Below are 13,892 nucleotides of genomic sequence, written 5' to 3'. Positions count from 1 at the left end.
CCCAATCGAATCTGCCCGCAGGGCCGGCTTGCGCGCCGAGCGGGCTGTCGGAAGTGCGGAAGAAGCCAGGGGCTTCACTCGTCACTATAGCGGTGTGGAGCGGAGCGACATAGACAATGAAAATCGGTATTACCTGCTATCCCACCTACGGCGGCAGCGGCGTGGTCGGCACCGAGCTGGGCATTGAGCTGGCGGCGCGCGGCCATGAAGTTCACTTCATCGCCTACCAGCAGCCTATTCGTCTGACTAACGCGCACCCCCAGATTTTCTTTCACGAAGTTACGGTGTCGCAATACCCGCTGTTTGAGTATCCTCCGTATGATCTGGCGCTGGCCACGCGCATGGCGGAAGTGGCGGAGATCTACGAGCTGGATATTCTCCACGTGCATTACGCCATTCCGCATTCGGTGAGCGCGCTGCTGGCGCGGCAAATGCTCGCGGCGCAGGAAGGTAGCAAGGCGCGCAAACTGCCGTTTGTGACCACGCTGCACGGCACGGACATTACGATCGTTGGCGCGGACCGCTCCTATCTTCCGGTGACGCGCTATGCCATCGAACAGAGCGACGGTGTTACCGCCATTTCCAATTACCTGAAGAAGGTCACGCTGCAAGAGTTTGCGATCCGGCGTCCCATTGAAGTGATTTACAACTTCGTCAACTGTGATACCTACATGCGTGATCCCAAGGCGGCCGAAAAGCGCGCGGAATTTGCCGACAAAGACGAGCGGATCCTGGTACACGTTTCCAATTTCCGTCCCGTCAAGCGCATCTGTGACGTGATTGAAATCTTTGACCGCGTGCACAAGAAAATGCCTTCGCGGCTGCTGCTGATGGGCGATGGCCCGGATCGCTCGCGCGCCGAATGGCTGGTGAGCCAAAAGGGGCTGCGCGACAAGGTGGAATTTCTGGGCAAAGTGGACCGCGTGAATGAAAAGCTGGCATTCGCGGATCTGATGCTGGTGCCCAGCGAGATGGAATCATTCGGCCTGGCGGCCCTGGAAGCCATGGCGAGCGAGGTGCCGACGGTAGGAACCTCGGTCGGCGGCGTGCCGGAAGTGATTGAGCACGAACGCACCGGCTTTCTCGCCCCGGTGGGCGACGTGGAAACCATGGCCGGTTACGCGATTGATATTTTGTCCGACGAGAAGCGCCTGCGCGAAATGGGCAAGCTGGCGCGATGGGAAGCGCAATCGCGCTTCTGCACCACGAGGATCATTCCGGAATACGAGGAGTTTTACAAGCGCGTGCTGGAGCGCGCGGCGTAGATCGCGGCGGACGCGCTTTCCCCCAGCATCTCCTGCTGGAGCACCGGCACTTCCAGCATCACCAGCGTGCCTTGGCCGTCGCGGCTTTGGACCGTCATCTTGCCGGCGTCGCCAAAGAGCACGTGCAGGCGCTCCGCTACATTCATCATGCCAATGCCGCGTCCTGAGCCTTTGGTCTGTGCGGCCACAGCCGGCGGAGAACTCATGCCCACGCCGTCGTCCTCCACCTGAATCATCAGCTTGCCGTCCTGCAACCGGCTGCGGATGGTGATGCTGCCGCCATCCACTTTGGGCGCCAGACCGTGCTTGATGCTGTTTTCCACCAGCGGCTGCAGAATGATGGCGGGCACCACAATGTCCAGCGTGTCAGGGTCCAGATGTTTGTACACGCGCAGCTTGTCGCGGCCAAAGCGGACCACTTCAATGTCCAGGTAGTCGTCCACGAATTCTATTTCTTCGCGGAGTTGCACGAACTCATCGTGCCGGCCCAGCAGCCGGCGGAGAATCTTGGAAAGCTTGACGATCAGTTCGCGCGCGCGGTCGGGATCAAAGCGCACCAGCGACGAAATAGAGTTTAGCGTGTTGAACAAAAAATGCGGATTGATCTGGCTTTGCAGCGCGTCCAGGCGCGCTTCCAGCAGAAGCTTTTCCTGCTCTTCCAGCTTCATTTCAATGCGCGTGAGGTTCCATATCTTGATCGGCGTGGCGATGGTGGCCACAGTAAAGGCGAACACCGCCAGCAAGGCCCACGGCGATTGCAAGGACAAAACCCAAAGCGCATGCGGAGCTACGTAATGAAGCTCCAGCCGCGCAGCCTGTAGGGCAATAATGATGAGAAAAAACGCCGTCTGCCAGTCAATGCGCGGATGGCGCAGATTACGCTTGAACCAGCGATAGATACTGAGATCCACAAATGGCGAAAACGTCCATATTTCTTCTTCGTTGCGGCAGAAGTGGCGCAGCGATCCGGCCAGCATTCCGGCCAGCACGTTGACCGGAAGCGTGAGGTACTCGCCGTAAAATACCGCGGGCAGCGCGGTGATGGCCCCGGCCAGCGTTCCGGCCACGCGGCCGCCCATCACGCCGATCAGGATAGAGGCCTCAAATCCCATGTCCGCGGCCATGAACGTCTTGACCCGGCAACGGATGTAAACGCCCAGCGCGAAGGGAATGGAAGTGAACAGGACGAAAAGGATGTTCTTCTGCCGCGAACGGCGCTCGGTGAAGAGCAGCTTCTTGAATTCGCGTGCGCGTCCCAGTGTACTGGAAACGGCCGTAGCCGCAGCCAGCTTGACCAAAAGCTGGATCATCAGTAATTCAAGATTCACACCGCTATTTTTTCACGGATTCGCGGCAGGGAGGAGTTTTGTTTTGAGAGCATTCTCCGCCTTATTGGTCTTTGCCCGCGAAGCGCAGCGGCGAAAACGCTGAGATGTCCGTCCCCGGAGGCTTGCCCATCACCAGATTGGCCATGATTTGCGCGGTCAAAGGCGCCAGCAGGATGCCGTTGCGGAAGTGTCCGCTGGCCACAAAGACGCCCGGTGTCTCGGTTTCGCCCATAAGCGGCAGATCGTCGGGCGAACCGGGGCGTAGCCCGGTCCAGGTGGCGGTCACCGGGGCCGAGGCCAGTTCAGGAAAGTAGCGCGCAGCGGCCGCGTGGAGCTTCTGGATGGTGGCAGGCACTACGCTCTTGTCGAACCCGGCATCTTCCACCGTGGTGCCGAGAAGAACCTTGCCGTTGCTGCGCGGGACCATGTAGGAATCCGGTGCGCGCACCACGTGTTGCATCAATCCGGCGCGCTGCGGCTGCACGTAAAGCATCTGGCCCTTGCGTGGTGCGACCGGCGCACCCGACCACGATCCGCAACAGTTCACCGTTGCCTTGGCGACGAGCGGCCCAGCGTTGGTAACCACTTCGATCAGACCTCCCGTACTTCGCCCCGGAACCGCGCGCATCTCCCGCATGGCGACGCCTCTTCTGATTTCTATTCCCCTCAACTCGGCGGTTCGCACAAGGGCCTGCATCAGCAAATCAGGATCAACGCAGTCTTCCTGGACAAAAAACGCCTTCAGATTACGCGACTGGAGAGCAGGTTCCAGATCGCTCAACTCGGCGAGAGACAGCGCGCGGAATTCTTCAGGCAGCGCAGCATCACCGTCTTCCGGATCCAGCGCAATCGTTCCCTGGCGGCGATGGTCCACGCGAATTCCCGAAGCGCCCTCCACCTTCGCCACAAAGCCCGGATAAACCCGCGCGCATTCGCGGGCCATGTCCCTCAAGCGCAAGGGCGTCTCCGGATCAACCCCGCACAGCATGCCGGCCGCGGCGGACGAAGCTTCGCGGCCCGGCTCACCGCGGTCCAGCAGCAGCACTTCAGCGCCGCGCTCGCGCAGCTCCAGCGCCGTGGCCACGCCAATGATGCCCGCGCCGGCGATAATCGCGTCCCAGCATTTCACGTGGATATTCTAACAACGCGTCACCGCGCTCCCTTCATCACCAGCTCCCCTCGTCACATTGACACAAAGCAAATTCTCTTGAACAATGTCTCAAGTCCTCCCCAAAACCTGTTTTCGAATGGAGAATCTATGTCCGATATGCCTCAGGGCGACGGCGGCAGTCCTATGGTCCGCAACATTTTGATGGTAGTAGCAGGCATCTTTATGGTGGGGACTGTCATTTTTATGGTCCAGGCCCACAACCGTCTCAACGATATAGAGGAAAACCAGAAAAAGACCCTGAAAGAGATCGCCAAGAGGCTGGAGGACACCACCGGCCGGACGCAGGCCCAGGTGAACGTGCTGGCCGACAAAGTCGGCATGACCCACAAAGAGTTGAGCAAGAAGGCCACCGACCTGCAGGCACAGGAACAGGCCACGCAGGCGCGGCTCAAGGCCGACGAAGAATCCACCAAGCAGCAATTCGGGCAGGTGGCGGGCGAAGTCAGCGGCGTGAAGGGCGAAGTCAGCAAGGTGAGCGCCGACGTCACCGACACCAAGGCTGACCTGGCCACCACCAAGGGCAAGCTGGAACACGCCATCGGCGACTTGAACAAGCACAGCGAACTGATCGCCACTTCGCATGACGAACTGGAGTTCCTCAAGCATCGCGGCGACCGCGACTACTTTGAATTCACGCTGCACAAAGGCAAAGCGCCCACGCACGTCTCCATCATCAGCCTGGAATTGAAGAAGACTGATCCCAAGAAGAGCAAGTTCACGCTGAACGTGCTGGCCGAGGACAAGAAGATCGAAAAGAAAGACCGCAACATCAACGAGCCTTTGCAGTTCTATACCGGACGCGAGCGCGCGCTATTTGAAGTGGTGATCAACACCGTGACCAAGGACCAGGTCATCGGGTATCTCTCCACCCCCAAGAACGTGGCCACCACGCAGCTGCCCAGCCACCCGGCGACTCCGCAGTAGGGAAGCGGGCGTCACGGATAAAGACCGCACTCTTGCCAGAAGACGTGGCACTGCCACGTCTCCGATGCGACGCCCTTGGCGGTGTTCTTCCCGATTACGGCGATCACGTGCGATCTCGGCGATTGCCTACCCCAGCCCCCTCTGCCTTCAACTAGGATTCTAAAGGGCTTACACGACTTGACCCCAGGTGATCCCGGTTTACTAGAACGTTAATTACCGCTTGGACAATCCACCGCCCACCCCTCCCCATAGCCCTCTGCTGCAAACAAAGGGGTTGCGCTATTCGACCCAACGGTCACCCAACTGTTTACCACAGAGCAGGATTATTCACTTGACCAAGGGGACAACTGTGCCTATTATCCAAGGAGACGGCAAGAAAGACCGCTGCCTTGGAGGACTCCCGTGACGATAGCCGCAGGGTTCATTTTTAAAGATGGAATTCTGTTATGTGCCGACAAAAAGCATTCAGCGCAGATGAAACTATCAGCCTCCAAGATATTCCATGAAACTTATAGCGATGGTTCCAAGTCTGTAATCGTTATTGCTGGCGATGTGATGTATGCACGAATGGGTATGCAGGCGATTGAATCTGGCATTAAGGCTATTCCAGCGGCAAAACGTACTACGCTGGGGATGGCCAAGATTGTAAGAGATACTGTGAGAACTTTGCATCATGGATATCTCTTTCCCCATCCCGACAAGCCGGAAGTCCAATACCTAATTGGCCTCTGGTCTCCATCAGGCGGCTTAAAATTACTTACTACTCAAGACACTGCCGTTAATGAATTACGCGGTTACGATTGTGTAGGGGCTGGTGCATATTTAGCACACTATCTCATTCGCTCCCTTTACCAAGAGTCAGACAAAGATTTTGATGAAGTTTTGACGATTGCCATAAACGCTCTCCAAAGAATCAAGAGTTATGACGATGCTTGTGGTGGAGATAGTGAGTTTGTAAAACTGATGGCAACCGGCGAAATGAGCAGCGTAGAAACCTATCAAATCACTATTGCCGAGCAGCAATCCGCAGACATTGATGAAGCTGTATCGGATTTATTATTGGCTATATCTCGGCCTAGTGCTACATCTGAATCCGCCGAATCTGCACTAAAAACATTTGATTCCTCAATGCAAATTCTAATTCAACGCATGAAGGTATCTGAGACTATCCAATCATTTTCAAAGAAGCTGGAATCGCCCGGTCCAGCGTTCACAGATCAAGTCAATAAAGTGTTTAAGAAAATGCAACAACGGCGGGAACGTAAAAAACTCTCTGAAACAAAAACCCGAGATGCGAAACGAGGTCTCCCCTAAATGAACTTACAGATTATACGTTGGCTGAATCCTAGAAGACGGACTATTGAACAGGCCCTTTGTAGGCTCGCAGAAATGATTCAAAGTCTGCCTCCTCCTTGGAGCTACGCAGCTTCTCCAAAGTTTCTCGAAGCTTCTGAAAATCGGGAAGAGCCTCAAGTCGGCCCTTCTCCGCCAGAAAAGCCCGCTCTGTGAATGCATGGTGATCTATGCACATGTTGAACATGGCAGCAAAGCCTACCTGCAAGTCGTAGAGTTTGTCGCCGAACATCTGAAATATGGCTCGAAGAGTTTCATTATCCATGCACAGGTTCCTCTTTAGACGCAGCAGTTAAATTTTCAAAAGTTAACGGATTGGCTGTAATCATATGACGCAAGGTATCAACAAACAAATCGGAGCGCTTCCGGCGGTTAAATCGGAATTCCATTTCCTCAAGGTATGCGGCGAGATGCTTCGCGCTGATTTTATGCCACGTACCAATAATGCCGCGCTTCAAGAGAGAGAATGCGGATTCCACCGTGTTCGTGTGAATGTCTCCGCGAACATATTCCTTGGCTGTGTGATTGACGGTTTCATGTTTGGCTTTTCCAACGGCTTTCTGATATGCAGGGAGATCGTCAGTCACGATCACGTCCACATCTGTGCTGATATTTTCTTTGATGTACTTGGCCAGGGTTCCGGTTTTGGCGTCTTCTGCATGGAAAAATCGCACGTCTCCGCTGCGCTGTCTGATTCCAATGACTACTTGCTTTGTTTTGCGTGTGCGCCATCCGTGCCCAAGGCCGCGTTGCTTTCCACCCACATAGGTTTCGTCCATTTCAATCGTTCCGTCCAGCATGGGCTTGTGCGCTCCGGCCATAGCTTTCCGGATGCGGTGACACAGATACCACGCGGTTTTGTAGCCCATGCCAATTGTGCGTTGCAACTGTTTCGCGCTGATTCCCTTACGGGCTTCAACCAGAAGCAGGACGGCAAGAAACCACTTTGTAAGGGGCAAGTGAGAGTCATGGAAAATAGTTCCGCTGGTAACCGTGAACTGGTACTCACATCCAACACACTCAAACCGGCCATAGTCCTGAAGCACAGAAACTCGCGTGTCTTTGCAGCGCGGACACATAACACCTTCCGGCCAGCGCAGACGTTGAAGCAACGCACGGCAACGTGCATCTGTAGGAAAAAGAATATTGATTTCAGGGATGGTCATTATGCAGCCTCGTAAGCAGAAGAAACCCAAGTCGCCTTTGGAGCGAGTACCGACCCGTAAACTGGTCGCAGGGATAAAGCGCGACCTTCGCAGAATGCTACGCGAGTCAGAAACCGATAAGCCAAAGAAAGGAAATGGGTAACGTCCATGATTAAAAACGTTACCAAAGACGGCACCCTTTGTCAAGTGAATAATCATCCCACAGAGTAAATTTAATCGCTTAACCATTTGGTTCTTTGCGTAGTTAGCGTCTTTTGCGGTAAACCAGCGGGTTTGCAGTTTTCCAACTCCTAAGTGCTTTCCTATTCAGTTGTCAAAGATCGCTCCAGCCAGTCCGCTGGTGGCCGATTTGGCCTTTGCCCATATTAACGTGTTTTGTTCGCCATGTCAAGCGCGAAATGGTTCATCGCCCGGATTCGTGCGCGCCCGCAGCCCGCCCTCGCCGTCCATTACACTGTTACTTCATGACCCGCGCTGACCAGCCATCGTTTCCCCGCAGCCACTTGGTGGGCTATGTTGCGCTTTGCCTGATCTGGGGAAGCACCTGGCTGGCCATCCGCATCGCGGTGCAGGACATTCCTCCACTGGAAGCCGCGGCCATCCGCTTTTTTGCCGCAGCTGCTCTGCTCACGGCGCTGGCCGCAGCGCAAAGGAAACGCTGGCCGCGTGATCCCGGCCAATGGATCGCGTTGCTGGTCTTGAGCGTGACCATGATTGCCATCCCCTACGGGCTGCTGTTTTGGGCCGAACAGTACGTCACGTCTTCGATGACCGCCGTCCTCTATTCGGCCATGCCCCTGGCTGTGGCCCTGTTCACGCCGATGATGACCCATCGCACCGTCCCGCGACGCGCGGTGTTCGCCATGGTGGTTGCCTTTGGCGGTCTGCTCACCGTTTTCATTGACGGTCTGAGCTACAGCGGGCGGGCCATGATGGGCGGAGCCGCGGTGCTGCTGGCCATGCTGATGAGTTCCTGGTCCGCGATATACGCCAAAGCTCGCTTGCACGACGTGGACTCCGTGGTGGCCACGGCGCTGCAACTGTTGTTCGGCGGCGTGATGCTGGCGTGGGCCACCTGGGCGCTGGAAGCCCATCGCCACGCGGTGTGGACCCATCCGGCGCTGTGGGCCATGGTCTTCCTCACCTTGTTTGGCTCGTGCGCCGCCTTCGTCATTTATTATTGGTTGCTGAAAAAAATGCAGCCCTATCAACTCTCCACCATCAGCCTGATCGTCCCCGTGATTGCCGTCCTGGAAGGCGCGTTGATCCGGCAGGAGCCGGTACCGCTCTTGGTTGCGCTGGCAATCATCGTAATTCTGGGCGCGGTGGGCGCCGTGCTTTTGGCGCGCAATCAAAACGAACAACCGAAAGACGCAAGCGGCAGGGTCTTGATAAGCCAGGAAGAAGCGGCAGCAAGCCAAGAACCAGCAGTTCAAAGGCCAGCCGTTCAAAGGAACTCCGAATGAGTCTGGGAATCTTGCTGGCCCTGGTGGCCATCGGCTTCTTTGCCGGCGGTTTTGGCGCCGTTGCCGGCGTCGGCGGAGGCGTGATCATCACGCCGCTCCTGGCCATCTATTTTGGATTGCCGTTGCAGCAAGCCATCGGTGTGACGCTGGTGGCGGTGATCGCCACGTCCACCGCGACCTCGTCTCTTTTTGTGGAGCGCCATGTAACCGACATTCGCCTGGGCATGACCTTGGAGATTGCCACCACCGTCGGTGCGATGATCGCCGCCCTGCTGGCGCCCAGCATCAATCGCCGGACCCTGGCGCTGTTGTTTGCCAGCTTCCTGACGTACACGGCGCTGTCCCTGGTGAAGAAGGCCTGGGGCACGCGCAAAGAGAAGGTTCCGGAGACGCCCGGCGACTACACCGTCCACAACTATCCGCTGGGATTGGGCGCGTCGTTTGTTGCCGGAGGACTTTCCGGGCTGCTGGGCATTGGCGGCGGGCCAATCAAAGTCCCGGTGATGTACCTGTTTATGAAAGTTCCGCTGCGCGTGGCCGCGGCCACCAGCAACTTCATGATCGGCGTTACCGCCGCCACCAGCGCGCTGATCTACTGGGGACGCGGCGACGTGAACACCGCCGTGGCCACGCCGCTGGTGGCGGGCGTCTTCGCGGGATCGCTGCTGGGCGCGCGCTTGGCGCCCAAAGTCCGTCCGGCGTACGTCCTGATGCTGCTGGTGGTCCTGCTGGGCTGGCTGGGCGTGCAGATGTTCTACCGCATCATGACCGGAGGCGTGCATTGAACTCGACGCCCCAGTCGCCGCAAACGCCGCCGCCAATACTGCCGCCGCACCGCACCGATCCCGCCGCTGATCGCGTGGTAGCGTTGACCCTGAAGATTGGGGCCTACACCGCGTTTGTGCTGATTGTCACCGGGTTGGTTTTATTGCCATTTGTTCCCGGCTCAGCAAAAATTGCCGCGGCCGGATTACTGGTGCTGCTGGCGACGCCGGTGGTGCGCATTGTGGTTGCGGGCGCGCAATTCGTCCATGAGCGCGATTGGAAATACGCGCTGGTCTCCCTGGTGGTGCTGGGAATCATGGTGCTGGCCTACGCCCTGGGCATCAAAGTGTGACAAACTAGTTGCCCCAAGATGCTCCAGCGCCGTAGGCGCGAAATGAGTTAGCCCAGGCCGGGAGGCCTGAGTAGACTTTACCACGTGCCGGCGGACTCTGACGACGATGCATGCAACACGATGCTCCAGCGCCGTAGGCGCGAAATGAGTTAGCCCAGGCCGGGAGGCCTGGGTAGACGAGAAAAGAGATTGAGCCCCGTAGGGGCGGCACCAAGAAACTAGACCCAGCGCGAAATAGGAAACACCAACATGAAAACTCGTTTTGTCATTCTCTTTTGCTTATTGAGCGTTTCAACTTTCGCTTTCCCTCAAACTCTCCCCACGGTCTCCACCTTCTCCATCGTGGCCATTGACCCGCAAAACGGAGACCTGGGAATCGCCGTGGCGTCGCGCTATTTCTCCGTGGGCTCGGTGGTGCCGTGGGCCATGGCGGACGTGGGCGCGGTCGCCACGCAGGCCAACGTCAACGTCGGCTACGGGCAGCAGGCGATTGACCTTCTTCGCAACGGAATGTCCGCCCCGGAAGTCCTCAAGAAGATTCTGGCTGACGACAAATTCGAAGGCAAAGACGGACGCCAGGTAGCAATCGTGGACGCCAAAGGTAACGTGGCCGCTTACACCGGGCCAAACGCGCCCAAGTGGGCAGGCGACCGCCAGGGCAAAACCTGGTCGGCGCAGGGAAATATATTGGTCGGGCCGCAGGTGCCGGAGGCCATGGGCAAAGCGTTTGAATCCACGTCCGGCGAGCTGGCGGAAAAACTCTTCGCCGCGCTCAAAGCCGGAGACGCCGCCGGTGGCGACGCACGCGGCCGCCAGTCGGCTTCCATTTTGGTCGTCCGCAAGCGCGGCGGGCGCAACATCAACAATGACCGCTACGTTTACATCAACGTGGACGACAGCACGGACCCCTTCGCCGAACTGCGCCGCTTGCTCGACCTGAACCTTGCTTACATTTGCGTTGATCAAATGTACAAAGCGCTGCCGGAGTCGGGCGCGATGGATGCCAAGAAAGCCCAGGCCGCCGGGGTGAAAGCCGCGTCGTACGCGCCGAACAATTACGGCATTCACATGAACGTTGCGTTTGTTCATTACCTGGCGGGCGACAAGCAGGCGGCGCTGGATGAGTTCGCCAAGGCCCGCGCGCTGAATCCGACGGCCTTCAACAAAGATTGGAAGGAAGAAGCCGACTACGCTCCCTTCAAGCCGATGGTCGCCGACAAAGAGTTTTTGCAGAAGCTGTTCCCCAACGGAGTGCCTGAATAACGTCGCTGAGTCAGAGAGTGATGAACGCATCCATCAACGTTCCGCAAAACGCAAGGTCGCTCGCCGCAGAAGCCCCGCCGCCTCCACCGAGCCTGCGTGCGCGCATCCTCACGGCGATCGTCCGGCGCGTGCTGAAGGGCTGGCCGCGCCGCGGCCCGCAGGACGCCCTGCGCTGGGCGCGACGGTTTTTCAATAGTCCCGGGTTCATGAGTTTTCTCCATTTGCACGGCCTTGAAGTCACCAGCGTGAGCGAGGGCGGAGTTCGCGGCGAGTGGCTCGTCCCCAAATCAGGCGCGCCACAAAGAAAAGTTCTTCTCTATTTGCACGGCGGCGGTTACGTGAGTTGTTCTCCGCGCTCGCACCGGCCTATCACGGCGAACCTGGCGCGCCTGCTGGGGCAGCGCGTCTTTTCTCTGGAATATCGTCTGGCGCCGGAGCATCCGTTCCCTGCCGCCGTGGACGACGCGTCGGCGGCCTATCGCTGGCTTTTAAGCCAGGGCTTTGCGCCGCGCAACATCGCCATTGCGGGCGACTCCGCCGGCGGCGGCCTGACTGTCGCCACGTTGCTTCGGCTGCGCCGGGAAAAGCAGCCTCTGCCGGCGTGTGCGGCGTGTCTTTCTCCCTGGGTGGATTTGACCGGAAAGTTTGCGTATCGCAACGCCGAGTCATGCGCCATGTTCCGGCCCAGCGACATCGCCAACTTTGCGTCGCTCTACCTGAACGGCGCGCCCGCGGAGGCGGAAGAAGCTTCGCCCTTGTTTGCCGACCTTGGCGGCCTGCCTCCTTTATTCATTCTGGCGAGCGCCAGCGAGATGCTTCTCGACGATGCCGCTCGTCTGCACGAAAAGGCCCTGAGCTGCGGCGTCCCGAGCAAGCTGCGTGCTTATCCCGGCCTGCCGCATGATTGGCCCCTGGCCGTGGGGCTGATTCCGGAGGCCATGCTGGCCCTGCGGGAAGTGGCGGGCTTTGTGGCCGCCGGGCTAAAAGAAGGATGAAAATCGGGCGAAAGTGGGTTTGTGGGTCAGTTTCGACTGAGCCACTACCCGTATCAGCGTCTAGCGATTCGCTTGCGAATTGCGGGCCTTTAGGCAGACGTCATCGCGATAGCGATGAAGGCCAGAGGAAAGTGGTGAAAAACCTAGACTAACCCGCCACCCGAAAGTGTGGTATGATGTAATTGCGTTAGAAATTGAATGGTTGATCTTCTGCAATCGCGACAACCCTCGCTCTGCCGAACACTTCGATATTTAATTCCAGCGTCAAATCAAACAATAGGATAAAAAGAAACAAATGGAACAAGGAACAGTAAAGTGGTTCAACGCCGCAAAAGGTTTTGGTTTTATTTCACGCCAGAGCGGAGAAGATGTCTTCGTGCATTTTTCCGCCATCCAGAGCGGCGGATACCGCAGCCTGGAAGAAGGACAGGCTGTTGAATTCACTGTAACCAAAGGTCAAAAGGGCTGGCAGGCAGAGAACGTTCGCGTCCTCTAACTCTCGCGCAACCGCGCTGCAGACGGAAGCAATGAAGATCGGCTCCGTCAGTTCGTTCAGCTCGCAATGAAACACCGCCGCCTGGTTCTTCAGCCAGGCGGCAATCTAAAAAGCGGCCATGTGCCGCTTTTTGTCGTTCAGGACGATTTTCCGCCGTCGTCGCAAGGCAAGTTCGCTGCAGGATCTCTTCTGGTTGATGGATACTCGGCGTCAGGCAGCTTTGGCCGGCGCTCCATCCAGCAACGCGCGGATTGGCTTGGCGTACTCGGCGCTTTCTTTGTCGCCGGTGACCAACTCAATCTGCTTGGGGCTGCCCACGCCAATGCCCAGCTGCACGGCGCGCGCAATCTGCTCCTGATCAAAGATGGCGCCCTGGCTCACTTCCGGCGTGGTGCCAAAGTAGCGCAGCAAGGCCACGCCCACGGCGTCAATGGCCACGCGGTCTGTCCCTGCCAGGATTACGTTGGCGCTCACCAGCTTGCCCTGGTCCGGACCGCCGTTCACGAATGCCTGCACGCCATCCAGGACGATCAGGTCTGGCTTGTACCCGGCGTTGATCTCGGCGATCATCCGCCGCTGGTTCGATGACGAGTGCAGTTCGCGCATAAAATTGTAGCTGTCGCCTGGAACCAGCTTGGCCGCCAGTCCCACGGAATTCTTCAGCGACAAAGTAAAATGCCCGCCGTAGCGATGCGTCTTCAGGCAGCAGGTTTGCACCACGCCGCCGGCTTTGCGCACCACGCGCGGCAGGGCGAAGCCTTGTTGCCAGTGGCTGTCAGGATGCTTCAGCAGCTCCCAGTCGCCGGCGCCGAGTTCGTCGAACACCACCACTTTGGCGTCCAGCTCTTTGCCCATCACGAAGGCGTGTTTCTTCTCCATGACCTCGCGCGTGTTGCCCATGCCGCTGCGGTCGCCGATGGTCAGCGGCCCGGCGCCCAGGGCTTTCAACTTGCGCACCACCGCGGCCAAGGTGTCTTCATGTGTGGAGCCGGGGGTCACGTCCGCGCTGTTGAAGTTGGGCTTGATGAAAAGGTCTTTGCCGTGAAACTTGTCCTTGGCCAGCAGGTCAATGGCCCGGCTCACGCCCGCCGCGCGATCCGTAGTTTTCACAAAAGCCACGCGTGCTACCGTGCCCGGCGCGGGAGCGAATTCCAACGCCTTCAGGAGCGAGGGCGCCAGCAACGCCGCGCCTCCCAGGGTTGTTGCGTCTTGGAGAAATCGTCTGCGATTCATGGAGCCACCTCAAGCCAACTGTTGACCGGCGCGTTTTGCAGAAACCCACTCAATATTGACGTCCGCACGCTCCATCCGTTATCCGAACGCGAGCCGGATGCAAACGTCAAACTAC

14 protein-coding genes are annotated in these 13,892 nt (G+C 57.9%); 9 read left to right on the top strand and 5 right to left on the bottom strand.

From position 1 onward, the window contains the following. Nucleotides 1-116: 116 nt before the first annotated feature. Complete coding sequence (gene bshA, locus LAO20_15760; GenBank protein ID MBZ5532885.1) at nucleotides 117-1,265, top strand: N-acetyl-alpha-D-glucosaminyl L-malate synthase BshA; 1,149 nt, start codon at nucleotides 117-119, stop codon at nucleotides 1,263-1,265. On the opposite strand, the gene LAO20_15755 is transcribed toward bshA, so the two are convergent. Both LAO20_15755 and LAO20_15750 read right to left on the bottom strand, forming a co-directional pair. Next, on the bottom strand, nucleotides 1,235-2,575 hold the full coding sequence (locus LAO20_15755; GenBank protein ID MBZ5532884.1) for a histidine kinase: 1,341 nt from the start codon (nucleotides 2,573-2,575) through the stop codon (nucleotides 1,235-1,237). The two genes, bshA and LAO20_15755, sit on opposite strands and share 31 nt — an antisense overlap. A 79-nt stretch (nucleotides 2,576-2,654) precedes the next feature. Then, a complete protein-coding gene (locus tag LAO20_15750; protein MBZ5532883.1) occupies nucleotides 2,655-3,722 on the bottom strand; it encodes an FAD-dependent oxidoreductase in 1,068 nt (355 codons plus the stop codon). 129 nt (nucleotides 3,723-3,851) lie between these two features. Between LAO20_15750 and LAO20_15745 the strand changes: the two genes are divergently transcribed. Both LAO20_15745 and LAO20_15740 read left to right on the top strand, forming a co-directional pair. After that, the gene (locus LAO20_15745; GenBank protein MBZ5532882.1) at nucleotides 3,852-4,688 is read left to right on the top strand and encodes a hypothetical protein; all 837 of its coding nucleotides are present in this window, start codon (nucleotides 3,852-3,854) and stop codon (nucleotides 4,686-4,688) included. A gap of 402 nt (nucleotides 4,689-5,090) precedes the next feature. After that, nucleotides 5,091-6,002 carry a hypothetical protein gene (locus LAO20_15740; GenBank protein ID MBZ5532881.1) on the top strand — a complete coding sequence of 304 codons (912 nt, stop codon included), beginning with the start codon at nucleotides 5,091-5,093 and terminating at the stop codon, nucleotides 6,000-6,002. 43 nt (nucleotides 6,003-6,045) lie between these two features. Here LAO20_15740 and LAO20_15735 read toward each other — a convergent pair whose 3' ends face one another. Beyond that, nucleotides 6,046-6,306: a hypothetical protein gene (locus tag LAO20_15735; GenBank protein ID MBZ5532880.1), complete on the bottom strand. Its 261-nt coding sequence runs from the start codon at nucleotides 6,304-6,306 to the stop codon at nucleotides 6,046-6,048. Further along, nucleotides 6,299-7,207: an IS1595 family transposase gene (locus LAO20_15730; protein ID MBZ5532879.1), complete on the bottom strand. Its 909-nt coding sequence runs from the start codon at nucleotides 7,205-7,207 to the stop codon at nucleotides 6,299-6,301. The genes LAO20_15735 and LAO20_15730 overlap by 8 nt, the downstream gene beginning before the upstream one ends. A 464-nt stretch (nucleotides 7,208-7,671) precedes the next feature. Here LAO20_15730 and LAO20_15725 point away from each other — a divergent pair, with 464 nt between their 5' ends. From LAO20_15725 to LAO20_15700, 6 genes are all read left to right on the top strand, one after another. Continuing rightward, on the top strand, nucleotides 7,672-8,673 hold the full coding sequence (locus tag LAO20_15725) for an EamA family transporter (protein ID MBZ5532878.1): 1,002 nt from the start codon (nucleotides 7,672-7,674) through the stop codon (nucleotides 8,671-8,673). Continuing rightward, on the top strand, nucleotides 8,670-9,458 hold the full coding sequence (locus LAO20_15720; protein ID MBZ5532877.1) for a sulfite exporter TauE/SafE family protein: 789 nt from the start codon (nucleotides 8,670-8,672) through the stop codon (nucleotides 9,456-9,458). The genes LAO20_15725 and LAO20_15720 overlap by 4 nt, the downstream gene beginning before the upstream one ends. Continuing rightward, nucleotides 9,455-9,790: a DUF1634 domain-containing protein gene (locus LAO20_15715; protein MBZ5532876.1), complete on the top strand. Its 336-nt coding sequence runs from the start codon at nucleotides 9,455-9,457 to the stop codon at nucleotides 9,788-9,790. The genes LAO20_15720 and LAO20_15715 overlap by 4 nt, the downstream gene beginning before the upstream one ends. 249 nt (nucleotides 9,791-10,039) lie before the next feature. Continuing rightward, complete coding sequence (locus tag LAO20_15710) at nucleotides 10,040-11,053, top strand: DUF1028 domain-containing protein (GenBank protein MBZ5532875.1); 1,014 nt, start codon at nucleotides 10,040-10,042, stop codon at nucleotides 11,051-11,053. Between the two features lie 20 nt (nucleotides 11,054-11,073). After that, nucleotides 11,074-12,048, top strand: coding sequence for an alpha/beta hydrolase (locus LAO20_15705; GenBank protein ID MBZ5532874.1), 975 nt, complete (start codon nucleotides 11,074-11,076; stop codon nucleotides 12,046-12,048). Between the two features lie 295 nt (nucleotides 12,049-12,343). Beyond that, nucleotides 12,344-12,544, top strand: coding sequence for a cold shock domain-containing protein (locus LAO20_15700; protein MBZ5532873.1), 201 nt, complete (start codon nucleotides 12,344-12,346; stop codon nucleotides 12,542-12,544). A gap of 210 nt (nucleotides 12,545-12,754) precedes the next feature. Here the strand turns inward: LAO20_15700 and LAO20_15695 are convergent, their stop codons facing one another. Next, entirely contained in the window at nucleotides 12,755-13,777 is a 1,023-nt protein-coding gene (locus LAO20_15695; GenBank protein ID MBZ5532872.1) for a DUF362 domain-containing protein, read from the bottom strand. Nucleotides 13,778-13,892: the final 115 nt, after the last annotated feature.

The sequence above is a fragment of the Terriglobia bacterium genome (genome assembly GCA_020072815.1).
In the GTDB taxonomy this organism is placed as follows: Bacteria; Acidobacteriota; Terriglobia; order Terriglobales; family Acidobacteriaceae; genus Angelobacter.
This window is presented reverse-complemented; position numbering and strand designations above follow the sequence as displayed.